This window comes from Fibrisoma montanum, assembly GCF_003583365.1.
Lineage (GTDB): Bacteria > Bacteroidota > Bacteroidia > Cytophagales > Spirosomataceae > Fibrisoma > Fibrisoma montanum.
Genome location: NZ_QXED01000011.1, coordinates 17,840 through 42,312, shown reverse-complemented (window position 1 = coordinate 42,312; position 24,473 = coordinate 17,840). Strand labels below are relative to the sequence as shown.

Annotated in this window: 21 protein-coding genes; 14 read left to right on the top strand and 7 right to left on the bottom strand. The window is 53.9% G+C overall.

Going from position 1 to position 24,473, the window contains the following annotated elements; genetic code table 11:
* The 7 genes from DYU11_RS28115 (at nt 1) to DYU11_RS28085 (ending at nt 6,988) form a co-directional block, all read left to right on the top strand.
* Nucleotides 1-489, top strand: coding sequence for a DUF3291 domain-containing protein (locus DYU11_RS28115; protein WP_119671075.1), 489 nt, complete (start codon nt 1-3; stop codon nt 487-489).
* Nucleotides 490-517: 28 nt separating this feature from the next.
* The gene (locus DYU11_RS28110) at nt 518-1,804 is read left to right on the top strand and encodes an adenylosuccinate synthase (protein ID WP_119671074.1); all 1,287 of its coding nucleotides are present in this window, start codon (nt 518-520) and stop codon (nt 1,802-1,804) included.
* Nucleotides 1,805-1,950: 146 nt separating this feature from the next.
* Nucleotides 1,951-2,160 (top strand): YgaP-like transmembrane domain, encoded by a 210-nt coding sequence (locus DYU11_RS28105; protein ID WP_119671073.1) that lies wholly within the window; start codon nt 1,951-1,953, stop codon nt 2,158-2,160.
* Between the two features lie 106 nt (nt 2,161-2,266).
* A complete protein-coding gene (locus DYU11_RS28100) occupies nt 2,267-2,911 on the top strand; it encodes a hypothetical protein (RefSeq protein ID WP_119671072.1) in 645 nt (214 codons plus the stop codon).
* Between the two features lie 121 nt (nt 2,912-3,032).
* Entirely contained in the window at nt 3,033-4,349 is a 1,317-nt protein-coding gene (gene eat / locus DYU11_RS28095) for an ethanolamine permease (RefSeq protein ID WP_119671071.1), read from the top strand.
* A 124-nt stretch (nt 4,350-4,473) separates the two neighbouring features.
* The gene (locus DYU11_RS28090; protein ID WP_119671070.1) at nt 4,474-5,541 is read left to right on the top strand and encodes a hypothetical protein; all 1,068 of its coding nucleotides are present in this window, start codon (nt 4,474-4,476) and stop codon (nt 5,539-5,541) included.
* Between the two features lie 73 nt (nt 5,542-5,614).
* A complete protein-coding gene (locus tag DYU11_RS28085; protein ID WP_119671069.1) occupies nt 5,615-6,988 on the top strand; it encodes an AAA family ATPase in 1,374 nt (457 codons plus the stop codon).
* A gap of 89 nt (nt 6,989-7,077) precedes the next feature.
* Here DYU11_RS28085 and DYU11_RS28080 read toward each other — a convergent pair whose 3' ends face one another.
* The 3 genes from DYU11_RS28080 to DYU11_RS28070 form a co-directional block, all read right to left on the bottom strand.
* Complete coding sequence (locus DYU11_RS28080) at nt 7,078-7,644, bottom strand: outer membrane beta-barrel protein (RefSeq protein WP_119671068.1); 567 nt, start codon at nt 7,642-7,644, stop codon at nt 7,078-7,080.
* Nucleotides 7,645-7,741: 97 nt separating this feature from the next.
* Nucleotides 7,742-8,944 (bottom strand): chromate efflux transporter, encoded by a 1,203-nt coding sequence (gene chrA / locus DYU11_RS28075; RefSeq protein ID WP_119671067.1) that lies wholly within the window; start codon nt 8,942-8,944, stop codon nt 7,742-7,744.
* Between the two features lie 203 nt (nt 8,945-9,147).
* A complete protein-coding gene (locus DYU11_RS28070; RefSeq protein WP_119671066.1) occupies nt 9,148-10,122 on the bottom strand; it encodes an isopenicillin N synthase family dioxygenase in 975 nt (324 codons plus the stop codon).
* A gap of 164 nt (nt 10,123-10,286) precedes the next feature.
* On the opposite strand from DYU11_RS28070, the gene DYU11_RS28065 reads away from it, so the two are divergent.
* Nucleotides 10,287-11,858, top strand: a complete 1,572-nt coding sequence (locus DYU11_RS28065) for a PAS domain-containing sensor histidine kinase (RefSeq protein WP_119671065.1) — start codon at nt 10,287-10,289, stop codon at nt 11,856-11,858.
* 63 nt (nt 11,859-11,921) lie between these two features.
* On the opposite strand, the gene DYU11_RS28060 is transcribed toward DYU11_RS28065, so the two are convergent.
* The 3 genes from DYU11_RS28060 to DYU11_RS28050 all read right to left on the bottom strand — a co-directional run bounded on the left by DYU11_RS28060 (nt 11,922) and on the right by DYU11_RS28050 (nt 13,796).
* The gene (locus DYU11_RS28060) at nt 11,922-12,623 is read right to left on the bottom strand and encodes a superoxide dismutase (RefSeq protein WP_119671064.1); all 702 of its coding nucleotides are present in this window, start codon (nt 12,621-12,623) and stop codon (nt 11,922-11,924) included.
* Between the two features lie 205 nt (nt 12,624-12,828).
* Entirely contained in the window at nt 12,829-13,440 is a 612-nt protein-coding gene (gene recR, locus DYU11_RS28055; RefSeq protein ID WP_119671063.1) for a recombination mediator RecR, read from the bottom strand.
* 77 nt (nt 13,441-13,517) lie between these two features.
* Nucleotides 13,518-13,796, bottom strand: a complete 279-nt coding sequence (locus DYU11_RS28050) for an ATP-dependent Clp protease adaptor ClpS (protein ID WP_119671062.1) — start codon at nt 13,794-13,796, stop codon at nt 13,518-13,520.
* A 114-nt stretch (nt 13,797-13,910) separates the two neighbouring features.
* Between DYU11_RS28050 and DYU11_RS28045 the strand changes: the two genes are divergently transcribed.
* Nucleotides 13,911-15,374: a sodium:solute symporter gene (locus tag DYU11_RS28045; protein ID WP_119671061.1), complete on the top strand. Its 1,464-nt coding sequence runs from the start codon at nt 13,911-13,913 to the stop codon at nt 15,372-15,374.
* A gap of 54 nt (nt 15,375-15,428) precedes the next feature.
* Here the strand turns inward: DYU11_RS28045 and DYU11_RS28040 are convergent, their stop codons facing one another.
* Nucleotides 15,429-15,647, bottom strand: a complete 219-nt coding sequence (locus DYU11_RS28040) for a hypothetical protein (protein ID WP_147368061.1) — start codon at nt 15,645-15,647, stop codon at nt 15,429-15,431.
* Nucleotides 15,648-15,895: 248 nt separating this feature from the next.
* Here DYU11_RS28040 and DYU11_RS28035 point away from each other — a divergent pair, with 248 nt between their 5' ends.
* The 5 genes from DYU11_RS28035 to DYU11_RS28015 all read left to right on the top strand — a co-directional run bounded on the left by DYU11_RS28035 (nt 15,896) and on the right by DYU11_RS28015 (nt 24,473).
* Nucleotides 15,896-17,788, top strand: a complete 1,893-nt coding sequence (locus DYU11_RS28035; RefSeq protein WP_229366092.1) for a TlpA disulfide reductase family protein — start codon at nt 15,896-15,898, stop codon at nt 17,786-17,788.
* A 56-nt stretch (nt 17,789-17,844) separates the two neighbouring features.
* Nucleotides 17,845-18,759: an RluA family pseudouridine synthase gene (locus DYU11_RS28030; protein WP_119671059.1), complete on the top strand. Its 915-nt coding sequence runs from the start codon at nt 17,845-17,847 to the stop codon at nt 18,757-18,759.
* A gap of 432 nt (nt 18,760-19,191) precedes the next feature.
* A complete protein-coding gene (locus tag DYU11_RS28025) occupies nt 19,192-21,207 on the top strand; it encodes a DEAD/DEAH box helicase (protein ID WP_119671058.1) in 2,016 nt (671 codons plus the stop codon).
* 297 nt (nt 21,208-21,504) lie between these two features.
* Nucleotides 21,505-22,956, top strand: coding sequence for a tetratricopeptide repeat protein (locus DYU11_RS28020; protein ID WP_158600381.1), 1,452 nt, complete (start codon nt 21,505-21,507; stop codon nt 22,954-22,956).
* Nucleotides 22,953-24,473, top strand: coding sequence for a tetratricopeptide repeat protein (locus DYU11_RS28015; protein ID WP_119671056.1), 1,521 nt, complete (start codon nt 22,953-22,955; stop codon nt 24,471-24,473). Before DYU11_RS28020 ends, DYU11_RS28015 begins: the two co-directional genes overlap by 4 nt.

Genomic DNA, 24,473 nt, shown 5'->3' with positions numbered 1-24,473 from the left:
ATGCCAACCCAGACCCATCATCTGGCCCAGATGAATATTTCGCGAATGCTCGCGCCGACAATCGATCACCCGATCATGGCCGAGTTTGTCGCCCAGCTGTCTGGTATCAATACACTGGCCGAGCAGAGTGATGGGTTTATCTGGCGACTTACCGGGGAAGGCAACAACGCGACCGATCTGCGGCCCTACGACGACGAACGTATTATCGTTAACCTATCTGTATGGGAGTCCGTTGAAAAACTCCAGCAGTTTGTATTCCGAACTCTTCATACGGAGGTTATGAAAGACCGCCGGAAGTGGTTTGAGAAGCCAGACCAGCAGACAACCGTATTGTGGTGGGTTCCGGCCGGCCATACCCCAACCATTGCCGAGGCCAAAGAACGGCTCACGCTGCTTAACACCAGCGGTCCGGGGCCGCTGGCGTTTACGTTCCGGGATAGTCAGCCCGCGCCGGACAGTCAAATCAGTGTAATAAACGAATTAATGTAACCAGCGCCGTGTCAACGGCCAAATCAGAATGGTAGATGTTTTGTTAGGCCTCCAGTGGGGCGATGAAGGAAAAGGTAAGATTGTGGACGTTTTGGCACCACAGTATCAGGTCGTTGCCCGGTTTCAGGGTGGACCAAACGCCGGGCACACCCTGGAGTTCGACGGCTTCAAGCACGTTCTGCACCAGATTCCGTCCGGGATTTTCCGCAATGACATCCTGAACATCATTGGCAACGGGGTTGTGCTCGATCCCATTGTGTTCAAGAAAGAAATCGATGGCCTGTCGAAGTATAACCTTCCCCTGACGCAGAACCTTCAGATTTCGAAAAAAGCATCCATCATTCTGCCGACGCACCGCCTGCTGGATGCGGCCTATGAGCAGGCGAAAGGTGCAGCCAAAATCGGCTCAACCCTACGCGGTATCGGTCCGGCGTACCAGGATAAAGTAGGTCGGCAGGGCCTGCGGGTTGGCGACGTTCTGTCGCCCAACTTCCGTAAGCAATACGACACACTCGTTACGATACACAAAACGATCCTGGAGCAGAACAACTTCGACTATACATCAACGCTGCCCCAGGCCGAAGAGGAGTTCTTTGCCGCGGTTGAGTTCATGAAGCAGTTTCAGCTAACCAACAGCGAGTATACAGTTAATCAGGCGCTGAACGACGGGAAGAAGATACTGGCAGAAGGCGCCCAAGGCTCACTGCTCGACATTGACTTTGGCTCTTATCCGTTCGTGACGAGTTCAAATACGATGACCGCCGGTGCCTGTACGGGCCTGGGCATAGCCCCCCGGCAGATCGGCGAAGTATACGGTATTTTCAAAGCCTACTGCACCCGCGTCGGCAGCGGCCCCTTCCCCACTGAGTTGCTCGACGAAACCGGTGAACAGATGCGGAAAGCCGGTAACGAGTTTGGCGCTACAACGGGTCGTCCACGTCGGTGTGGCTGGCTTGATCTGCCCGCTCTGAAATACGCCATCATGATCAACGGTGTTACGCAGCTGGTAATGATGAAAGTAGACGTATTGAATATTTTCGACCAGATCAACATCTGCACGCACTACGAACTGCCCGATGGTACGGTGACCGAACAATTGCCGTACGATCTGTGCGACACAACGGTGACCCCGATATACAAGTCATTTGACGGTTGGCAGACCGACCTCACCAATGTCCATGCGTTTGATGAAATGCCGTCGCAACTAGCTGCCTACGTATCCTTTCTGGAAGAATCGCTTGGGTTGCCGATCAGCTTCATTTCGACCAGCCCCGACCGGGAAGCCATCATCCACCGGCAGGCGCTGACGGTTTAAAGAACGTAGCTGACTTTTTACCATTTAGTCCTAAACGCCCACATAAAGTGGGCGTTTTTTTATTGTATGCGGAAAAATACTTAGCTAACGGTATAACACGTTGTTAATTAACCTATATTTAAGGCTCACTCGATACCCTTAACCGTATGCAGTTGAAGAAAAACGTTGGCTTTCTGGACCAACTGGTCCGGGCGATTCTGATCGTTGATCTCATTGTTCCCTGTCTGTTAGGGTTTATCCCCAGCTTCCTGGCCTACGTTATGATTACGCTGGCCTTTGCCCTTGCGATCGGCTGCGTCACGGGCTATTGCTGGCTGTATGGGGCCATTCAGTTCTCCACCCGGCAGCCAACCTGAGTATTTATCCAACTATGACGAAAGCCACGCCTTGTCATGGGCGCGGCTTTTTTGTATTTTTGACCAGTAGGCATCCGGTGATGCCCGACTGTCCGGCTTCGTTTACATGTCTCAGAAAGCGTTTTACCAGCTATTATACCAACAGGAGCAGTTGTATCGGCTACCCAACGACACGTGGGTAGCTCCGCCGAGTGTCCGGCAGGATCAACCAGCTGACATAGACACCTTACTGGTCGATACGCCGGACAGTGTTGTTATTGCGGTCGAGCCGATGCCTGCTCCGGTGGCCCCGCAGCCCGAGCCGCTCCCTCAGTCGCAGCCCCGCCCGCTTGTACCACCGGTTGCCCAACCGGTGCTGCCGGTTATACCTGAGCCAGTCAACGTACCGCAGCTCAACCATAAGGTGTTGCTGCTGGCTGACGAAGAACTTGACCCAAGCAACCTGCTGTTTCTGGAAAAGATTCTGAAAGCGGTTAACCTCAACATCAACGGCGTTGATCTGCTGAATCTGCACGGCGTTCGGGACATGGATTTTGCCGAACTCCTGCGCGGTAAATTCATCAATCACTTCATCACCTTTGGCGTACCGTTCGAGCGGATCCATCTGGATATCATGATGGATCGTTACCAACCGGTTCGGTTTGAAGGCATTACGTTCTTAATGGCCGATTCGCTGCCCACCATCGAAGCCGACCTGAACCTCAAACGTCGACTCTGGGCAGCACTTCAACGCATTTTTCCCCAGCGGTAAAACTAGTTTCCGGACGATGGTATTTGGCGGCCGGGGCTCCGGTTCACGATAGCTGCCGCCTGCTGCCCGCCGTCCCTCAACCGACTACCGTAAACCAAACCCGTACACCGTAACGAACGACATGCAGGAACCATCCCTCCGTAAAGTTATAACCACTACGCAGCTTTGGGCGATCGCGGTCGGCCTGGTTATTTCCGGCGAGTATTTCGGCTGGAACTACGGCTGGGCCGTTGCCGGTACGGTTGGTTTTCTGATAGCTACGCTGCTGGTTACGGTGCTTTACCTGGCGTTTATCTTTAGCTATACGGAGTTGACTACGGCCATTCCGGAAGCGGGCGGTCCGTTTGCGTATGCGTTCCGGGCGTTTGGGCCAACGGGTGGGTTCATCGCCGGTTTTGCCACCCTCATCGATTTTCTGATGGCTCCCCCGGCCATTGCGGCTGCTCTCGGTGCCTATGCCCATTTTCTGAATCCAGTCCTGCCGGTACTTGGCGTGGCGGCTGTCTCCTACGTCGTTTTTATCGGAATCAATATTCTGGGGATTAAGGAAGCAGCCAATTTCTCGGTTATCGTTACGGTACTCTCCGTGGTCGAACTGCTGGTGTTTATGGCCCTCGTTGCTCCGGCGTTTAAAATGGATAACGTTCTGGCGCACAACGAGTCGTTTGGCGTCGGGGGTATCTTTGCCGCCCTGCCTTTTGCCATCTGGTTCTATCTGGCTATCGAAGGCGTAGCGATGGTGGCCGAAGAGGTGAAAGACCCGAAGAAGACCATCCCCCGGGGGTATCTGCTGAGCATTGGTACGCTGGTTGTGCTGGCGCTGGGCACAATGCTGCTCTGCGCCGGTGCTGGCGACTGGCGGCTGATCAGTCAGCTGGACTACCCCCTGCCCGAAACGCTCGCCCTGACGCTGGGCCGCCAGAATGCCTGGGCGAAAATCTTTGCCGGGCTGGGTTTGTTCGGCCTGATTGCTTCATTTCATGCCAACACCATCGGTTATTCGCGTCAGTTGTATGCGCTGGCCCGGGCCGGCTACCTGCCCCGCTTTCTGGCGCAGGTTAATCCGCGTTTCCGAACACCACACTGGTCGTTGATCGTGGGTGGACTGGTTGGTTTGCTGGCGTTGTTTTCCGGCACCACCAGCCAGATCATCATCCTATCCGTAATCGGAGCCCTGATGATGTACATTGTCAGTCTGCTGAGTTTGCTGGCTCTGCGCCGGAAAGAACCAGGTTTACCCCGCCCCTTCCGAACCCCTTATTACCCGGCTGTTCCTCTGATTGCGCTGCTTCTGTCTGTTATCTGCCTCGTTGCCATTGCCTACTACAACCCCTTTCTGAGTGCTCTGTTTGCGGGGCTTATGCTTGTGTCGTGGGGCTTCTTCCGGCTGTTCGTTCTGCGGACGGTGCAGCCCACCACAACCGGGTTATCCAAGTAGAATTTGCTTCGGTAAGGCAATATTCCGTTACTTACGGGGTTTTTCATGGTAAGACGTCCCTTTTTATGACTCGCTAGTTGCTAACTACCTGTTGGTCACCGTGTGGAGGTCTTTTGCTCAATCTATGACACTTATTGAACGCATACGAAACGTATTTCGGTCCGGCAACCAGCCCGTAAGTTCCCTGGTTACGCCGGTTCTTCCTCCTGTTCCCCCCACGCCCACGGTACAGGCAACCGTGCAGCCCGACGTATCGGTTGCCGACGTAGCGTCTGTAGTTGAGCCACTGCCCCACTGGATCGCCGACGAAGATGCGCTACGTGATGAAGGCGTACTCTTTGGCCTGTCAGAAGCCGGGCCGGAGGAGAAGGTGGCCGTTATCCGGTATCACTTTGCGCAGCAAACCGCTCCGGTTGAACAGGAGATTGAGCGTTTTTCCGAAAAAATTGGCGAACTGAACCTATTCCTTGAGCAGAAAGAAACCCGTATCAACGATCTGCGGCAACAACTCGACCAACTCCGTACCCGCTCAGTTGTCGACACGTATCTGCCGCGGACGTTGATCGGCTTACTACTGGCCATTGTGATGTGCGTCGGTACGTTCTTTCTGATCGACGATACGCTCCGGCCCGCTTTTCCCGACAATCGGTGGATAGCGGTGGGGGTTTATCTGACAGGCATGTTTGGCTTGTTCAACCGAACATCCGTGTTTCATGATTCCGAAGCCCGCTTCTCGGGTCGGCGGCTTCTGGAAGAAGTAGGTTTGCCGCTGGCGACATCGCTGTTTGTGCTGGCGCAGGCCTGGGCAACGCGCCCCGTCTGGTCGGCGCTTGCCTTGTTTGTTTTCGTCTTTTTTACGTTCCTGCTGGCCGGTAAGCTAACGTTAGGTCTGTTTACCGTGCTGGCCGGCGACCTCGCAACCATTCAGACTAACCGGCAGCTCCGTCGCGATCAGGCCCAGAAGACACCGGTTCTGGAAGCTGCGCTGGAACACCTTACGCTGGAAACTGACGCCATCCGGGCGCAGAAATGGCCGCTTGTAACGGCTCTGAACCGGGCCGAAGCCGAGGCAGCCCGATTGAACGCCCGGCGCGATCAGCTTGTTAACCTGTTTATTAGCGAATTTGAATTGGCCCGCAGCCTCCGCGATCGACTCACGGAGCGGCAACGGGCGGAAATTTTGACCAGGTAAACAGGTATTCGGTGTATGAGTTTTCGGTCTGCTTATCCCGGCCCCTCCCACTGAATACCGTAAATGCGCAACTATGGAACCAACGAACAATCCCGACTTTCAGCACGGCTACACCAGTGGTGTGGAAGGTGTGAACCGGGAAACATATGAAGGCTATCTGTCGAGTCAGGTCAGCAACGAATGGCTTACCGAGCGGATCGGCGAAAAACAGGCCGAGCTTCAGCGAACGGACAACAAACTGGCCGAAGCCACCGACGCCCGACGCACGGCTTATGCAGCCTTACAAACGCACGCGCTGAAGGTTGAACAGCTTTTAAAACAGGTTAATCAGCGGGAACGCAACCGGCAGGCACTGGAATCCGACCGCGACCAGCTACGGGAGCGACGTACCAAAGCTGCGCCCGAATATTCACTCCTGGCGGGCCTGCTGTTCCTGATTGCCGGTATCTCGTTCCTGGCGGGCGATCTGATCATCTCGCACGAGATCGTAGCCTACGCCCTGAACATCCGGAACACGAACGAGGCCTGGGCCTTTGCGGTGGGTCTGGCTATGGTGTCCATTCTGCTGAAACCGGCCTACGACCGGCTCATCGAGCAGCCGTATCAGGAAAACCCCGAGCGCAACCGGACCAAGTACGAACGCTTTAAGATGGCACTGGCCGTTTTTGCGGTGCTGACCCTGGCCGTGCTGGGCTGGTTCCGGTACGAAGCCTACCGTACCGATCAGTTGAAAGCTGCGATTAACAAGTCGATCCGGCAAATGCAGTTTAACAATACGGACCCCTCGGGTGCTACGCAGGCGCTGGACCCGGCAACGCTGACTCGGATTGAAAAGCAACTGCAGGAATCCAACGAGCTAAACCTGACGCTGGTGAACAGCCCCTGGGCGTTGCTGTCGTTTGTGCTGAGCGGGATTTTGTTTGCGCTGGCCGGTGCGGTTTGTCTGGGCATTGCCCTGCCGGTGCTGTCGGCGTTCTGGTTCCGCTGGTTGCAGGCCGATATCAAGCTCTGGAAACTGCGCCGGCGCCTGAAACGGCTCGATAAAGAGTTGGCTCCCATCGAACAGCAACTGGCTGAAGAACGTACCCAGCAGAACGTATTGCAGCATAACCTCGATCTGCTGCCCTCGCTGGACGAACTTCGGCAGGAACGTCAGCTCATTGCGGCCCAGTTAAACGAATTGATGGCCGACCTGAAGCTAGCCCAGACCGACAGTCGGATCCATAACTTCAACGACGGCTATGGCCAAGGCGAAGCAGCCCGCAAAGTCCTGAGCGACGAGGAACAGCGGCAGTTGCAGAAGGAAATGCTGTCGTTGCAGCACAGCGGACGTAACGGTCGACCACCCGGCCCTAACGGCGCTCCCGCCGACAAAATTCCGAATGGTAAACCACAGGGATCACGACCGTTCCAGACCATCCGCAAGTTCCTGTCAGACGACCTTTAAAACCCGTTGATCCAAGGTCTGAAGCCGGTCGACCGGCTTCAGACCTTGGATCAACGGATAAGAATATCCCTCCAAAACGAACGTATCGTTTATCTGATTCGGAAGTTGACCCCAATGCTTGTCCGCCATAAACTGGCATCGAGCGAGGGGCGGCCACTATTGGAAAGCGTACGTTCCGCAAGCCCTTCCAGCGACCAGCGCTTGCCGAGCCGGTAATGAATACCTAAGCCCGCGTGCGTCTGAAACGTGTTCGCAAATTGCGGGGATACAAATTGCTGGGGGTTGGAACCGGCGTAATCGGTATAATACTTGGTACGTCCGTACATGGCTCCAGCCTGCCCGAACAAGGCAAACCGCTGCCCTCTCAAAAAATAGTACCGGGTAGACAATCCGGCACCCCAAAACTCTGTCTGTGAACCATCATTAGCATCGTAACGGGCATCCAGCGCTACCGACCAGCCATCTTTAAGAAAATACTGGATTCGCGGTGCAACATGGTACGAGTTGCCGATGTAGCCTGCATAACCAAAACCGGTGCCGAGTCCCACTATCACGCGTCCCTGGCCCAACAACGTTTGCTGTTGGGTATCGGTTACTGATTGCGCCTGAGCAGTCAAACCTAAACCGATCAGGAAAAGAATTGAAAAGCTTTTCATTGAGTTATCAAAATTGGTTCATGGGCAAGATACAGGTGTAGCCGGATTCGGTTCGAATCAATATGTATCTTTTAACACATTTTAGGATACCCTATCCTTAGAAGACAACGCCAGCGACCAGGCCGCCGATGATTAGCAGGAAAGGCGGAACGCGGGTAAATTCCTGCAGAACGATGGTGCAGATAACGATCATCACGGAAGGCCAGTGCGGCACCATCGGCTCAAACAGCACCAGAGCCGCAGCCGCGGTGAGCCCCGTACTGGCGGCATTGATCCCTTCCAGCGACGCCCGAACGACGCGGTACCGCTTGAGTTGATCCCAGAAACGGTATACAAAGAAGATCAGAAACGTACCGGGCAGAAAGATGCCGGCGGTTGACACGCAGCTCCCCCAGAACTGGCCGTACACACCTGCATCGCGCATGGATAAGGCCCCGATGTACGACGCAAAGGCAAACACCGGCCCCGGAACGGCCTGTACCAGCCCCAGGCCCGACAGAAACTCCTCCCGGGTCAGGTACTGCTTAAACGCCACGAACTCGTTGTAGAGCATGGGGGTCAGAACCTGCCCTCCGCCAAATACGAGGCTGCCGTTGCGGTAAAAGTTTTCGAACAGACGGACGGGCAACGACTGCGTGATAGCGCCAAGGGTAGCGGCTCCAACCAACACCCCCAGCCACAGAAAGAAATTGGCCCACTCGACCCGGAGCGGTATCTTGTCCATGCGCTGCTGCTTCTGGTACGTCAAGGCCGTTGTAACACCTCCTACCACAATCACAACCGGTGTCATGTAAGGTGATCGAAACGCGTAGGCCGTCAGGGCGGCCAGCACCGCCAGCACCAGGCTCGTCTGATTCTTGATCACTTTCCGGCCAATCCGGTATCCGGCTACGATCAGAAACCCAACCGCCATCGGCTGAATAAACCGGGCGAAACGCAGCGACAACTGATTCTGTTCGAGGTAATACACACCGACCCCCGCGGCCGTCATGATTGATACGGCCGGCAGCACCCACAGCAGTAAGGTCAGATAAGCGAGATTCGGACCACCAATCTTGAAGCCCAGGGCCGTAATGGTCTGCGTGGACGTAGGGCCGGGTAACACCTGACACAGAGCATTAAGCTCCATCAGTTCCTCCTCGGTCAGGTACCGACGCTGCCGCACAAACCGGTCGAACATCATCGCCAAATGCACCTGTGGCCCCCCGAACGTAGTCAGCGACAGAATCAGCACATCCTTCAGGAAGATTATGTACCGGATTCGGCGCACCGGCTTAACCGTCGTCAGGTTAGGAAGCATGCGGTTTGGTAAACGAAGGAGGAGATGTCTGTACATAGCAACACCCGATGTGACTTGCTGAGTTGAATTAACTACAAACTCAACAGTCTATCTCGACATTGCTTTACTTTTTTACTAAATAATCAAATCTGGAGTCAGTTTACAAAAAAGGGCTACCAATTTCTACAGAATCGATAGCCCTTTTGGCAACTACCAACAATGGGTTACGCTTTTTTCAGGCCCAGTTCGCGAAGCCGCTCATCCAGAAACTCACCGGCCGTCATGTCGGTATAGAGCTTAGGATGCCCGGCATCAATGCAGCTCTCCAGACACGTCAGGTTCATATCGCCCCGCGGGTGCATAAAGAACGGAATGGAATACCGTGAGGTGTTCATCAGTTCGCGGGGCGGATTCACTACCTGGTGAATGGTGGATTTCAGCTTGTGGTTGGTCAGCCGGTCGAGCATGTCGCCTACATTCACGATGACCTGGTCGGGCAGCGCCGTAATCGGAATCCACTTCCCATCCCGACGCAGCACCTGAAGGCCATCGGCGCTGGCTCCCATCAGCAACGTAATAAGATTGATGTCCCCGTGCGCAGCGGCCCGAACAGCCCCGTCCGGCACTACGTTCGGATCGAGCGGGAAGTAATGCAGCGCCCGCAGGATGCTGTCGCCGTTCTGCACCTTATCCTCAAAATAATCTTCGGGTAGTTCGAGGTACAAAGCGATGGCCCGCAGCAACGTCCGGCCCGCGTTTTCGAGCGTGCGGTACGTCGACAGGGTGTTCTCGGCAAAAGCCGGATACTCGTCCGGGAACACGTTGGCCGGCATGTCGCCGGCTGGTTCGGGCTGCCCGATGTGGTAAAATTCCTTCAGATCGGCCACCTTGAACCCCTTGGCCGTTTCTTTGCCCTTGCCGACGTAGCCACGCTGACCGTTCAGTTCGGGGTGTTCATATTTCTGTTTAACAGCATCCGGGGCGGAAAAGAACTCTTTGACGGATGCGTATAGACGCTGGGTCATGTCCTCCGTCAGACCGTGATTTTTTATGGCCACGAAGCCAATCTGATTAAAGGCCCGGCCCAATTCCTGCACGAAATAGGCCTTCCGCTCTGGATCGCCGGACGTAAAATCGGCCAGATCGAGCGATGGGATTTCGTCGTATAGAGGCTGTTCAACTACTGCTTGCTCTGTCATATACCAACAATTTGGACAAAATTACGAAAGATTACTGAACACTCGGATTGCCCGCAGCCGACCGGCCTGCTGAACTTATAAGACTCGGCTCAAACAACTCCCTGATTGTGGCCGTTTACATTAAACCGTTCAAAACGGAGTTTGTATAGTTGGTACTCAACAGTATGGAAAATGATCTTGGCGATCGTTCCCGGCCGTCTGACTCGCTCTGGCAGGTGGCCCTGGATCAATCAGCCAGTGGTATAATAATTTACGAAGCTGACCGCCGGGATGATGGTCAGATTGACACCCTGCGGGTACGGCTGGTTAACCGGCGGGCTGAGGATATCATTGGTATCACAAGGCAGGACATGCTCAATCAGACGACTGCTGACCTGTTTCCGGTTACGCAGCCCACTACGCTCTGGCAGGACATCCATCAGGTTATCAGCACCGGTCAGCCCCACCGTTCCGAACTGTTTTACCGCATCAGCCGAACCCACAAAGATCACTGGTTCGACTTATGTATCGAACCGGTTGGCGATGGGCAGAGCGCTGTTGTTTCGTTTACGGATATTACCCCCCTGAAAAAAGCCACCCACGCGCTTCAGAGCGAAGCTATTCTCTTCAAAACGTTGACGACAACCGTGCCGGGGATGTGTGTAGTGGTCGTTAACCAGGATCAGTACGTGCTTTTTGCCAACGGCAGTCTGCCCGGGCTATACAGCAGCCAGCAAACCTCGGATGTGATTGGCAAGCCGCTCCTCGACACCATCATTCCCGAATTTAAGTCTGACTGGAAGCGTTACGTCGGGTCGGCACTTCAGGGCGAACAACACTCGTTCAGCGATCATTGGGGAGCGTGGCGGTGTGAATGTTACGTCGGCCCGGTACGGAACGAACAGGGCGAGATTCTGATGTGTATCTGTGTATACCGAAATGTGTCGGAGCAGTATCGTCAGCAACAAACGCTGCAGCGCATGAACAACGATCTGCAGCGCTCCAACAAAAGCCTTGAACAGTTTGCCTACGTAGCCTCCCACGACTTGCAGGAACCGCTGCGTAAGATCAAGTCCTTCGGTGATATACTGGCCGATCGGTACGTGAGCCAGCTCGACGAAGCCGGCCAGGACCTCGTCCGGCGGATGCAGTCGGCGGCCGATCGGATGAACACCTTGATCCGGAACCTGCTGGACTACGCCCGTTTAACAACTCCGACGGACGTATCCCTGCAAACGAACTACCGACTGGTAAGCCTTATTGACCTACTGAACGACCTGCAGGTTGATCTGGAAGTAATGGTCAACGAACGGCAGGCGATTCTGAAGGTAGGCACAACGATCCCGATGGTGCCGGGCGATCCAACGCAATTGCGGCAGTTGTTTCAGAACCTGATCGTAAACGCTCTGAAGTTTAACCGGCCCGACACGCGTCCGGAGGTAACGCTCTCCGGAGGTCTGGTCCGGGGGGTCGATGTGCCGGAATTCCCGGCTCTGGACCGTACGCAGGAATATGCTACCGTCAGCGTGCAGGACAACGGCATCGGTATTGACCCGAAAGACTTTGAGAAGATTTTTGGTTTGTTCAGCCGGTTACACGGTCGCCAGCAGTTTGCCGGATCAGGTATAGGACTGGCCACCTGCAAACGAGTGGTCGAAAACCACGGCGGAACCATCACGGTCGAGAGTGAAGTGGGCCGGGGCACTACATTTCATGTGTACCTTCCACTGCACGTACCGGAGCAGGAGTTTGATTAGTTTTCGGTTTACAGGTCTCGGTCAGCAACGGGCACCGAAACCTGTAAATCGAAAATTGAACACTTATTTCGAACTGGCGAACAGCTGTCCTACCTTATCCCAGTCGTATACATTCCAGGCAGCCGTAACGTAATCGGGCCGCCGGTTCTGATACTTGAGGTAGTAGGCGTGCTCCCACACGTCGAGTCCCAGCAGCGGAGTGCCTTTTTTCTCGGCCAGTTGCATCAGCGGATTGTCCTGGTTCGGTGTTGACGTAATTTCTACATCGTTCCCGTTTTTGATCAGCCACACCCAGCCCGAACCAAAGCGGCCACCGGCGGCTTTGGCCCATTCAGACTTGAAGTTGTCGAATGAGTTGTACTTCCGGTTGATCGCTTCGGCAAGTGCGCCTTTCGGTGCGCCACCGCCTTTGGCCGACAGACTGTTCCAGAAAAACGTGTGGTTCCAGTGCCCCCCACCGTTGTTGCGGATAGCCGCCGGTGTGCTGCTGTCAATGCCCTTCACCAGATCGTCGATGCTCATCGATGCGTACTTAGTACCGGCAACAGCTTTGTTGAGGTTATCCACGTATGCTTTGTGGTGCTTACCGTGGTGAATTTCCATCGTCATTTTGTCGATGTGCGGCTCCAGCGCACCCGCGTCGAATGGCAGAGGAGCCAGTTTGAACGGCCCTTCGGCCTGGAAGGAGCCAAATCCATACGAACGAAGAGTAGTAAGGCCCAGGGATGCACCGAAAGCCAGTTTCAGAAACTCGGAACGATTCATGCGGAGTGTGTTGATTTGGTATGAAACTACATTCCTTAGCAAAACCGTCCTGTCCGGCCGATGTTTGCGTCTCCGCAAAGAAAAGGAGTTTTTATGGAATGATGGATTGTCCGGGGGTTAATAAAACGGCTATCCCCACCCGGGTAGACTTCGTCAAGAAGTCTACCCGGGTGGGGATAGCCAAAAAAGCAATGGCAAGCCTGCGTTAATCGTAGGCGATGCGGCTCAGTATGCTTCGGCCGAGCGTTACTTCGTCGGCGTATTCAAGGTCTCCCCCAATCGGAACACCCCGGGCAATGGTTGAGATACGGAGATTAAACGGCCTTAGTTTCTTCTGCAGATAAAACGCCGTGGTGTCGCCCTCCATGGTTGGGCTAATCGCCAGAATGATCTCCTTCACCTGTTCGCCTTCCGGGCTACGCAGGCGGGTGAGTAACGATTCAATCTGCAGGTCGCTGGGCCCCACGCCTTCTACCGGCGAGATAATACCACCCAGCACGTGATACAGGCCTTTGTACTGGGCCGTGTTCTCAATGGCCAGTACGTCGCGGGTATCTTCGACTACGCAGATCAGCGATTCGTCGCGTTTGCGGCTCGCGCAGATACTGCACAGGTCATGGTCGGACAGGTTGTGGCACTTCTGGCAATATTTGGTTTGCGAACGCACCGCCTTCAGCGCGTTGGCCAGCGATTCGGTTTGTTCTTCGTCGCGTTTGAGCAGGTGCAGCACCAGTCGCAGGGCGGTTTTTTTCCCAATCCCCGGCAACTTCGACACTTCGTTCACCGCGTCCTCTATAAGTTTGGATGGATACTCCATTGAATGAGCGAATGAGTGAATGGTTCAATTAGTGAATTACAGAGTCGGCATCTATTCACTAATTAACTCCTTCACAATTAGTTAAGCACTTCCGCGCTGATACCGCGCCGGCAGATTTCGTTGCGCATGGGCACCAGTTCCTCCCACGATCCGTTCTTGACGCTGCACTTGCCTTTGAAATGGATCAGGAGCGTACACTGTTCGGCCTGTTCGGGCGTGTGGCCACACACGTCAATCAGGGTTTCAATCACGTGATCAAAGGTGTTCACATCGTCATTGAAGACCACGAGGTTATGGACGTCCGTTTCGATGACTTCGTCGAGCACATCCACCGAGGTTTCTTCAAAAGGTTGCATGAGCGGGTAAAGTGTGTTTATTTAGCAAATTTACTGAAATTTGACTGCTTCTAAAAGCGGCTCAGGTACGTAGAAATAACCTTATTCCGGGCTAAAAAGTTGCCCGTTCGCCAAATGAATAGCACCGTCGCGCTTACCATTCTGATTGCCTATTTCGGCATGCTGATCATCGTTTCGTACTATACCTCCCGGGGGGCCGATACGAACACTTTTTTTACGGCTAACCGCCAGTCGCCCTGGTACCTGGTAGCCTTTGCTATGATCGGTACGTCGCTGTCGGGCGTGACGTTCATCTCGGTGCCGGGGGCCGTCGGTACCAAGGGGTTTTCGTATTTTCAGGTAGTGCTGGGGTACATGATTGGATACTACGTCATTGGGGCCGTTCTGATGCCGCTGTATTACCGGATGAACCTGATTTCGATCTACGGCTACCTGGAAAAGCGCTTCGGTTTCTGGTCGTATAAAACCGGTGCCGGCTTTTTCGTTCTGGCCCGAACGGTTGGGTCGGCGGTGCGGCTCTACGTTGCGGCCGGCGTGTTGCAGCTCGCCATTTTTGGCCCGCTGGGCATACCGTTTGAAGTCTCGGTAGCCATCACGATCCTGCTGATCTGGCTTTATACGTTCAAAGGCGGGGTAAAGACCATTATCGTAACGGATACGCTGCAAACGACCTTCCTGATCACAGCCGTGGTGCTGACGATCATCCTCATTGCCCGTGAACTGAATTACAGCTTTAGCGAAATGTCGACCGCCATCGGAGACAGCCCGTATTCGCAGATATTCTACTGGGATGCCAACGATCCCAAAAATTTTATCAAGCAGTTTCTGTCCGGCATTTTCATCGCCATTGTGATGACCGGCCTGGATCAGGACCTGATGCAGAAAAACCTGACCTGCAAAAACATTGGCGAAGCCCAGAAAAATATGTTCTGGTTTACCATCACGCTGACCATTGTGAACTTCCTGTTCCTGAGCCTTGGTGCTTTGCTGTACCTCTACGCCAATGCGAAGGGCATCGCAATTCCGGCTAAAACCGACAACCTTTACCCCATGCTGGCGCTTAACCACTTCGGGGTTGTGGTGGGCATTACGTTCCTGCTGGGTATTACGGCCGCTACCTACGCCAGTTCAGATTCAGCCCTGACGGCTCTCACCACCTCGTTCTGCGTGGATTTCATGAATGTAGAAAAACGACCGGAAACCGAACGAGCCCGCATCAAGCACTACGTGCACATCGGTTTTTCGGTGCTGTTCTGGATTGTTATCGTCATCTTCAACCGCCTGAACAGCAGCGACGTCATCACGGCCGTATTCGACCTGGCGGGGTACACATACGGCCCTCTGCTGGGTCTGTATGCCTTCGGACTGTTCAGCAAACGGCCGGTCACAGATCGTTTTGTTCCCTGGATCTGCCTGGTATCGCCGGTGCTGACCTATATCGTCAACGTCAACTCAGTTGCCTGGTTCAATGGGTACCAGTTCGGTTTTGAGCGGCTGATCCTGAATGGCTTATTCACCTATCTCGGTTTATGGGCGGTGTCGCGGCCAGTACGTCAGGAAGAAGCAGTAGCCGTCTAGCAGCCCCACAAGCAGATACAAACGCCTGGCCATTCACCAGGCGTTTGTATCTGCTCAAGCCGTTTTTTCGTAGTCTTCACCCGAAAGGCCCATTGCCCCGCTGGTATCGACGGCGGCCTCTCCGCCATCGGTCAGGCCACCCAACGCAGCATCAGCCTCATTGCCCATATCACCGCCCTGCAACGCATCATCGCGTTCGTTGGCCTCGTCGGTACCTTCGGGCCGTGAGCCACCCTCCTCACCCGGTGCATACATTCGTTTCCACGTGTTCATACTTGTAGCTTTTGTTGTGAATTAACCGTTTGCCAACAGCTAAGTTTGGGTGTTGAGCCGGAAAGTAAGTCATTGGTCAATCCGGCAGACCGACTATTTATTTCCCGCTTCGTTTGTGGCCTGTGCTTTATTCCTACCCCCTTCGGAGGGTCTGGGTGATGGAGCCCAAAAGCTTTCCGGCGCCGGAGAGTAGCTAAGAAACGCAGATTCTTATTGACCGTTTCGGTAACCAATTGTACTTTGTGGATGTGAAAGCAGTTTACAGTCTCTTACTCAGCGTAGCCGTAGTTCTACCAGCCACGGCTCAGTTCAAGTTCTCGCCCGAGAAGCCGCAACTTGGGCAGGTGGTCTCGTTTACCTATACGCCCCAGCGAACCCCACTGGCGGGCGACACTACCCTGGAAGGCCGTTACGTACGCTACAACGATCCGGGTAGTATCAAATTCAGCAAAGGCATACCGGTTCCACTGGTCCGGCAGGGCGACTCGTTTACGGGGCAGCTTCCGGCACAGCGAGCCGGAACGGCGGGTATGATGATCGCCTTCCGCAACGCCAAAGCCGCCAAACGGACTGATCTGAACAACGGACGGTTGTATTCGATTCCTTTCTACGATGGGAAAGACTGTCTGGTACCACACGCACTGGGCGGTCAGGCTTCCGTGTTCAGCCGTACCGGATTTATGTATGACCTTGATGGTCGGGCCGATCCCAACTGGCTCGTGCTGCTGTACGAATGGGAGCTGATTCAGTACCCCGAGCATAAACCCCAGTACTGGTCAGATTATGCCCTGGCGATGATAAAACAGCGGAAGCCGGGATACGGCCCCAAGGTAAAAGCATACATCGATGCGTACCTGACGTCGCGGCCGGAACCAACCGCCGACGAGTTGACCCGAGCCAGCGGTCTGTATGAGCAGATGGGCGATTTCGCCAAGGCCAATGCCCTGCGCGACCGGATGAAAAACCTGGACCCTAAGGGACCTCTGATGCAGAAATCACGCGCTGAGGCCGTCCGGAACGAACCGAACTGGGCTAAGAAAAAGGCGGCTTACGAAGCGTTTGTTAAGGATTTTCCCAACTCGACGCACACGCCGGTGCTGACCAACATGATTACTGACGGCTACTACAAGGCGGGTGATCTGCGCGGTCTGGTGGCGTTCATCGAGCCGTTACCCAATGCCTCCGTCGATCCGCAGTGGCTCAACAGCGTAGCCAATCAACTGGCCGAAGACCGGCGCGGCCTGACCGAAGCCGAATGGATGATCAAACGGGCGCTGGCCGTTCTGGATGCACAGCCTAAACCCGCCCGGCCGTCGGCGCAGTGGGAAGCTGAGCAGCAAGCCCGCAAACGACAATACCTGGCTACGTATGCCTTTGCGCTTGAACAGCAGGGTAAAGATAAGGAGGCTTACGATACGTATCTGAAAGCCATCAATACGGCCAATCCGGAGGACAGCGACATTAAAACCAACGAACGGTACTGGCTGTGCGCCCTCCGCACCGGCAACGGCGAAGCGGCCCGCCCGAATGTTGAAGCATTTGTGCAGGAAGGCCGTTCCAACAATCGGCTCAAAAACGCCCTGCGTGACTACTACGCGAAAAAGACCGGCAATGCCGCCGAAGCGGAAACGTACGTAGCCAAACTCGAAGCCGACCTGCGGGCCGACCTGCGCGAAGAGCTACGCAGCACGTTGATTAACGAACCCGCTCCCGCTTTCACCATGACCGACCTCAAAGGCCAGAAGGTATCGCTGGCATCGTTGCGGGGCAAAGTGGTCGTGCTGGACTTCTGGGCGACCTGGTGCGTACCCTGCATCATGTCATTCCCGGCCATGCAGCAGGCGAAGGCGTATTTCAAAAACGACCCCAAGGTGCAGTTCCTGTTCGTGAATACCCGCGAGGGTGGTCCTTTGCAGCGCGTCCATGATTTCATGGCCAAGCGACCCTACGGTGATTTCGTCGTACCGGTCGATGCCGGACAGCGGGTTGCCAATGCGTATAAAGTGCAGGGCATTCCAACCAAAGTCATTATTGATCCACAGGGCCGGGTTCGCTACCGGGGCATCGGCTACTCCGGTGATGCCGAAGCTACTGCGAATGAAATGACGCTGCTGGTCGAATTATTGAAAGAAGGGAAGTGAGATACGTAGTACTTTAGCGTATCAACTGTTGTTTTCCACCCCCAAATAAAGACTGAATGCCCGGTAAACCTCCTCCGCGTTCCTCACGGAAAGCCCTGCCTCTGGCACCCCGTATGGTGGTGAAAGAAGTCGGTGAACTGATGCCCTTTTTAATAGCTCAGCTTCCGCACAAAAACCGGAATAACATCAAAACCTTGCTGCGGGACGGTCAGATCGTCGTCGACGGCCGGGTAGTGACGCAGCATAACCATTCACTTCAGGTTGGGCAGCAAGTTGAAGTTCGACGCGAAAAAAGATCGGCTACGAACGTCTACAAGGGGCTAACGATTGTGTTTGAGGATGAGCACCTGATCGTCATCGACAAACAGGAAGGGTTGTTGTCCATTGCTACCCACACCCAGAAAACCAACACGGCCTACCACATCCTGAGCAGTCACATCAAAAAGCAGAATCCAGCCAACAAGCTGTTCATCGTACACCGGCTCGACCGCGATACATCCGGTTTAATGGTTTTTGCAAAGAATGAACCGGTTAAGAGGCTGCTGCAGGAATCGTGGCAAACCGCCGTGGAGCAGCGGACGTATCTGGCCGTAACGGAAGGCGTGTTGAGACAGCCCGCGGGGACCGTACAGTCCTACCTTCAGGAGAGCAAGGCCCTGGTGGTTTACTCAAGTCAGAACCCCGGCGACGGTCAACTGGCGATTACGCACTACCAGACGCTGAAGCAGACGTCCCGGTATGCCTTACTGAAAGTGGATCTGGAGACCGGACGAAAAAATCAGATACGCGTTCACATGCAGGACCTGGGGCATCCGGTAGTCGGCGACATCAAATATGGCGCCAGGAGCAACCCCATCGGTCGGTTAGGTCTACACGCCTGGGTATTATCGTTCACGCATCCCATTACGGGGGAAGCGCTTCGGTTTCAAACGACTGTTCCCCGGAAATTTGCCGGTTTGTTCAACGAATAACCCAAAAAACTGGCTAATGCTACTAAGTTTTGTAGCGCCGGAACAGGAAAAATACAATTTCTTAACATTGAAATTTGCACCGGAACGATTTCTGTCTTACTTTTGTAATAGTAATATCAAGCAACATCCGTTGCGTCTCTGCATCTCTCCTGTAATTACGCTGAGTTAGGTCTGACAGAGCCAGTACGGATGTACGGATGGGTTTCTGTGTGGACGCTCTTTGGATAAGAGCACCCGGAGTGGATACTCTTGCGCGTAGGCTAATCGTCAATCGTTTTTTGTTGTCTCGTTCCTCTGGTGGTAGGTTAGAGGTCTGGGCCTTGTTGGGTCAGTTGGGCAGCTTCGTTCGTTGGGCAATTCCGCAGTTTCGCGCCGTTCACCGGCACACTCGTCTCGCTTGGATTTTCATCCATAATTCATTTTTATTTTTTCATGCAAGTGGAACAAAATCAACCTGAAACTCAGGAAGTTTTCCTGACAACAGACGACGTGGCAACTGAAGTTGTCCAAATTGAAACGGCTCCGGTCGAGATCGCTGAGCCCGTTGCTGCAACGCCGAAAGCTGCCGATCCTAACCAGAAGACCTTTGCCGATCTTGACATTTCTGACGATCTGCTTCAGGCCGTAACCGACATGGGCTTTGTTAGCCCATCGCCGATTCAGGCCGAGGCTATTCCACCCATTCTGGCTGGTCGCGACGTGATCGGACAAGCTCAGACGGGTACGGGTAAAACCGCTGCGTTTGGTATTCCGGCCCTCGAATTAATTGATACGAGCGATCGCTCCGTTCAGGTGCTGGTACTGTGCCCAACGCGTGAGCTGGCGCTGCAGGTAGCCGACGAGGTTCGCAAACTGGCGAAGTATAAGCGCGGTCTGCGGGTCGAAGCCATCTACGGTGGCGACTCTATCGAGCGGCAGATCCGGTCGCTGAAGGGCGGTGTGCATATTGTTATCGGTACGCCGGGCCGTGTCATGGATCACATGGAGCGTAATACGCTGAAGCTCGACAACGTCCGGATGATGATTCTTGACGAAGCCGACGAGATGCTGGATATGGGCTTCCGCGAGGACATTGAGAGCATTCTGGAAGATATGCCCCAGGAACGGCAGACGATCCTGTTCTCGGCTACGATGTCGAAGCCGATCATGACGATCACCCAGAAGTTCCAGAAAGATCCGGTGCTGGTGAAGGTCGTTAAGAAAGAACTGACAAACCAGAACATCGAGCAGGTTTATTTCGAGGTGAAGCCGAAAGCGAAAGTGGAGGTGATGTGCCGCCTGATCGATACCTACGATCTGAAACTGCTCCTGGTATTCTGTAATACCAAGCGTAAGGTAGATGAGATCGTTGAAGACCTGCAGATTCGTGGCTACATGGCCGAGGGACTGCACGGCGATCTGCGCCAGGCACAACGGAACAACGTAATGTCGAAGTTCCGCGCCGGTACTACCAACATCCTGGTTGCTACTGACGTAGCCGCTCGTGGTATCGACGTTGACGATGTCGATGCGGTTATCAACTTCGATATTCCCCTCGACGAAGAATATTATGTGCACCGGATTGGCCGTACGGGCCGCGCCGGTAAGTCGGGCCGGGCGTTCTCACTAGTCGGCCGCGACGAGAAGTATCGCTTCCGCGAAATCCAGACCTATACGAAGGTTAAGGTTGAGAAAGGCGTTATCCCGTCGTTTGAAGACATCGTCGGTATCCGTAAAGCCCGGTTTATCGAGCAACTGCAGCAGACGATCAACGAGAGCAAGGACCTGAATCTGTACGATGACCTGCTGACGCAGCTGCACCACGCCGGCTTCTCGACCGAACAGGTAGTAGCCGCTCTGGTGAAACGCAGCATGGGTATTGAAAAGAACGAATTTGCCGATCAGAACCTCGGTCTGGAAGACGACCGTCGCGAACGGCGCGACCGGAATGACGGATCGCGTGGCTTTGGCGATCGGGGTGGGCGTTTCGAGCGCGACGACCGTCGGGGCCGTAGCGACAGCCGTTTCGGCGACCGTGATGCACGCTTTAGCGACCGGCGCGACCGCAATGACGGCCCGCGCAGCTTTGGCGACCGTGATCGGGGTGGGCGTTTCGAGCGCGACGAGCGTGGTACGCGTGACCGTAACGACGGACCGCGTACCGACGGACCGGGAGGTGGCCGTCGGGGTTATTTCGACAAGGACAACGACCGCCCGCAGCGCGAGCGCGATGCAAACATGACGCGTCTGTTCGTCAGCATCGGCCGTAAGGACTACGTTCGTCCGGGCGACATCGTTGGTGCCATCGCCGGTGAGGCAAACATTCCGGGCAGCAGCATCGGTCACATCGATATCTTCGACAAGTTCACGTATGTGGACGTACCGAGCGATATGGCCAACCGCGTAGTCGACGCCATGGAAGGCAACACAATCAAAGGTCGTCGGGTAAACATTGAGGTGGCGCGGTAATCGCCCGCCGAACTGACACCCGGTGTAACCAGCATATAGGCTGATAAGCCAGTTACCAGAAAGCCACCCGATTGGGTGGCTTTTTGCGTATAGCGATGGTTGATGCCCAATGCCTACCACTCACTCAATCGAGAGAAAACCGTATATTCTTTTGTGTGAATTGCTATACATTTATTACAAAAGAATCCCAGAAAATTAAAGTAACACCACGCCTGGCTTTTACCTAGTACGCACATGGGCCACCTGATCATCATTGACAACCCGGCCATCAAGCCCGTTGAAGAAACTCTTCGGGAGGTGGATCAAGTTCTGAAAACCCAGCCCGTCCCGGATGCTGACGCCATGGCGCAGTTGGTAAAAGACTTGTATAGCTTTGGAACGAAGATCATGAACGACGCCCCTGAGGCAGCCGAAAAGCTGTTTCGTAAGGTCACCGAATTAGATCCTAACTACGCCAACGGCTACATTAACTGGGGCTTTTCACTTCACAAGCAAGGTCGTAACGACGAAGCCGTAGACCAATACAAGATTAGCTTAACAAAAGCTCCGGAGCCGGCTCTTGCTCTCGACGTATTGACATGGCTCGGCGGAAAAGATATCAGACGATATCAGGACGTACTTGATGTCCTTAAGGCTCAACCTGATCTGATTGCTCCCCTTGATAAGGAGAAACTACTTGGCGATATGGAGTTCCAGTTGAAGCACTTTTCTAAAGCCGCTGAAGCGTATGAGTGTGCACGGCAACTAGCGCCTGCTGATCCATTTATACTAAAAGCGCTGGGCGACGTCCACTCCGCTCTACTTCAGGAAGCCAAAGCCAGTCAATATTACACGCAAGCTATTGCGCTGGTTACCGAGTCGGTTGATACTGCTGAACAGGCAATTTCTGCGCTTCCCCCGGTTGCTCCCGGTCAAGTACAACCCGACCGCAATAGCCTGGAAACTACGGTCATAGAGGCCCGCAAAACGCTGGCCAGGCTTCATTATGAGATTGGCGATACGTTATTAAGCCTGGATGCTGATCTTGAACAGGTCTGGACTCACTGGAAGGAAGCCATTCAGATAGCCCCGGGCGCCGAATCAACGTTATCCATTGCCGACATGCTTTACAACAACGGCCTGGCAAACAAAGACCGGCTGACTAAGGCAGCTGACACTTACACGACGTATAACCAGGCTTCACCTACACCAGACTCGGATGCATACGTTCTTTTAAACCTTGGCTTATGTCATTACTATCTATATAACTATCCGGCAGCAATAGAAACACTCACAAAAGCCGCTCAACCTGCCGGTGATTATCAGCATTATGCCAACTACTGGCTTGGGGTCCTATACAACAGCCAGCGCAAGTTTGAGGAAGCCGAGCCTTATTACCAGAGAGCTTTCCGGCAAAAACCAGATGAATACTTTATCATTGAAGGCCTGATTTTGTGCCTTTCGGCTCTGGGCAAAAAAGACGAAGCGCTAGCTATATGCCAGAAAACGAAGGCCAGATACAGTACCAGTCAGGAGCGGACGGCCGAACTTACGTACCTGATCGGCAACATACACCTTGATTTTAAAGAACTGGACAAAGCGCTTCATTACTACGAAGACGCGCTCCAGCAGGATCCGCTTCATGTGTTCGCCCGGCACAATATGGCCCACATCCTGGAAAAAAAGGGGGAATATGGAAAAGCCCGGGATGAATGGAATAATGCAAAATCCAACTATCTGGACCTGCTGGCTAAATCCACACCTGCATGAATCTCAAAAATTACAACCTCAATGATTTCAGTGCCTACCTGAGCAGCATTCTGTTTTCGGTTGATTATGATTTTGATAAAGCCGAAAGCCAACTTCTGAATGTGTATGCAAAGGAGCCTGGCAACCTGCTTTACGTCCTGCTTCTGTGCCAGCTCTATCAGAAGAAAATTGAGTACTGCTCGCTACCAAACGGCGACACCATGCAGGATGAAACCGAACTGGCCAATTATGCTCAGAAAGGGTTGGACATGCTCGATAAAAAGCCTAGAACTGCCTGGATTGATAGTGATTTTCAAAATCAGGGGGCCTTTCTATCCTATAAAGCAAATCTGGAAGAAGCCCTTAAAGCGTACCAGCAGGCAATCAGCATTAATCCAAAAGCAACCGATGCCAGAATCGGCCTGGGAGTGGTCTATCAGAAACAGAAAAAATGGAACGCAGCCCGAGCGGTCTTCGAACAGGCTCGCCGGTTAGATCCTAACGATTTCACGCTACGTTGCAATCTGGCCGAGATCCTTATTGAACAGGATCAATTTAAGGAAGCCGAAGAGCATCTGGCCTTTGTTCGACGGCTGACCGATAGACGCCACCTTGACGCGCTGATTCTGTCGGGAAGGCTATACGCCAGGCTGGGTGATAAAGCGCGAGACAATGACGACACCGTAGAAGCCGATGGCCGGTTCGACAAAGCGATTCGTTTTCTGGATAAAGCCGCCCAGGCTGATAATTACGGTGATTTTTCCCGTAAGATTACCCCTGCTGAAAGTTACACCGTACATTATCTGAGCGGCTACTGCCAGATCCGCCAGCTGCAGGCCCGTGAGAAAAAAGGCAGCCTGATCGAGCGGTTTAATTTCGCCACGGAATCCCAGCGAAACGTTGACAAAGCATTAGTTAAATTCGGTCGGATTCCCGAATACGCCCACAACAGTTTTGAAGCAAATCAGGCCGTCCGGCAACTCAAAAAATACCGAAAAGAATCCAGTCCGCTCAAAGAGGTCGGCGCACAGGGATTGAAAGGAACCGTGGTCGTCATCCTGGCCATACTGGTGCTGATCTCGGCCCAGATTTTTTTCCTGTTCCGAGAAACAAGTCTGGTCCGGGCCATCACCCAGCCAGACGTAGTTTGTTACGTACAGCCGAGCAAAGTTCAACCCTTGCTTAAACTGGATTCAGCCGGCGATGTAAAACTCACTCAGTTTGCCCGGCTTACCTTCAACCACCCGGACTCATTAATTGCCCGATGGCAACGGGATATGGGAGAAACCATTCGGATTGAGCGGGGCTGGATTGAAAACGCCGACGCGAAACCTACTCCTCTGCTTTCGGAAGGATTTTACGTATTCATTACGTTTGCTTCCCTATTGTTCATTATTGCGGGCCTAGCCTTGCCCGAGCTGACGAAGCTTAAGGTCGGCAGCATTGAACTGGAAAAAGCCAAACTCGAAACCATCACCACAACCACCAGTCTAAATATTACCAGCAGCGCAAGCGCAGCCTCTTCGGCCAGTCGATAG

Bases quoted from the DNA above. Each gene is read 5' to 3' on its own strand.
- DYU11_RS28115 (WP_119671075.1), top strand. From the start codon at position 1: ATGCCAACCCAGACCCATCATCTGGCCCAGATGAATATTTCGCGAATG.
- DYU11_RS28045 (WP_119671061.1), top strand. From the start codon at position 13,911: ATGAATAGCACCGTCGCGCTTACCATTCTGATTGCCTATTTCGGCATG.
- DYU11_RS28070 (WP_119671066.1), bottom strand. From the start codon at position 10,122: ATGACAGAGCAAGCAGTAGTTGAACAGCCTCTATACGACGAAATCCCA.
- DYU11_RS28030 (WP_119671059.1), top strand. From the start codon at position 17,845: ATGCCCGGTAAACCTCCTCCGCGTTCCTCACGGAAAGCCCTGCCTCTG.
- DYU11_RS28105 (WP_119671073.1), top strand. From the start codon at position 1,951: ATGCAGTTGAAGAAAAACGTTGGCTTTCTGGACCAACTGGTCCGGGCG.
- DYU11_RS28050 (WP_119671062.1), bottom strand. From the start codon at position 13,796: ATGCAACCTTTTGAAGAAACCTCGGTGGATGTGCTCGACGAAGTCATC.
- DYU11_RS28025 (WP_119671058.1), top strand. From the start codon at position 19,192: ATGCAAGTGGAACAAAATCAACCTGAAACTCAGGAAGTTTTCCTGACA.
- recR (WP_119671063.1), bottom strand. From the start codon at position 13,440: ATGGAGTATCCATCCAAACTTATAGAGGACGCGGTGAACGAAGTGTCG.
- DYU11_RS28110 (WP_119671074.1), top strand. From the start codon at position 518: ATGGTAGATGTTTTGTTAGGCCTCCAGTGGGGCGATGAAGGAAAAGGT.
- DYU11_RS28085 (WP_119671069.1), top strand. From the start codon at position 5,615: ATGGAACCAACGAACAATCCCGACTTTCAGCACGGCTACACCAGTGGT.
- chrA (WP_119671067.1), bottom strand. From the start codon at position 8,944: ATGCTTCCTAACCTGACGACGGTTAAGCCGGTGCGCCGAATCCGGTAC.
- DYU11_RS28015 (WP_119671056.1), top strand. From the start codon at position 22,953: ATGAATCTCAAAAATTACAACCTCAATGATTTCAGTGCCTACCTGAGC.
- eat (WP_119671071.1), top strand. From the start codon at position 3,033: ATGCAGGAACCATCCCTCCGTAAAGTTATAACCACTACGCAGCTTTGG.
- DYU11_RS28040 (WP_147368061.1), bottom strand. From the start codon at position 15,647: ATGAACACGTGGAAACGAATGTATGCACCGGGTGAGGAGGGTGGCTCA.
- DYU11_RS28080 (WP_119671068.1), bottom strand. From the start codon at position 7,644: ATGAAAAGCTTTTCAATTCTTTTCCTGATCGGTTTAGGTTTGACTGCT.
- DYU11_RS28065 (WP_119671065.1), top strand. From the start codon at position 10,287: ATGGAAAATGATCTTGGCGATCGTTCCCGGCCGTCTGACTCGCTCTGG.
- DYU11_RS28100 (WP_119671072.1), top strand. From the start codon at position 2,267: ATGTCTCAGAAAGCGTTTTACCAGCTATTATACCAACAGGAGCAGTTG.
- DYU11_RS28060 (WP_119671064.1), bottom strand. From the start codon at position 12,623: ATGAATCGTTCCGAGTTTCTGAAACTGGCTTTCGGTGCATCCCTGGGC.
- DYU11_RS28090 (WP_119671070.1), top strand. From the start codon at position 4,474: ATGACACTTATTGAACGCATACGAAACGTATTTCGGTCCGGCAACCAG.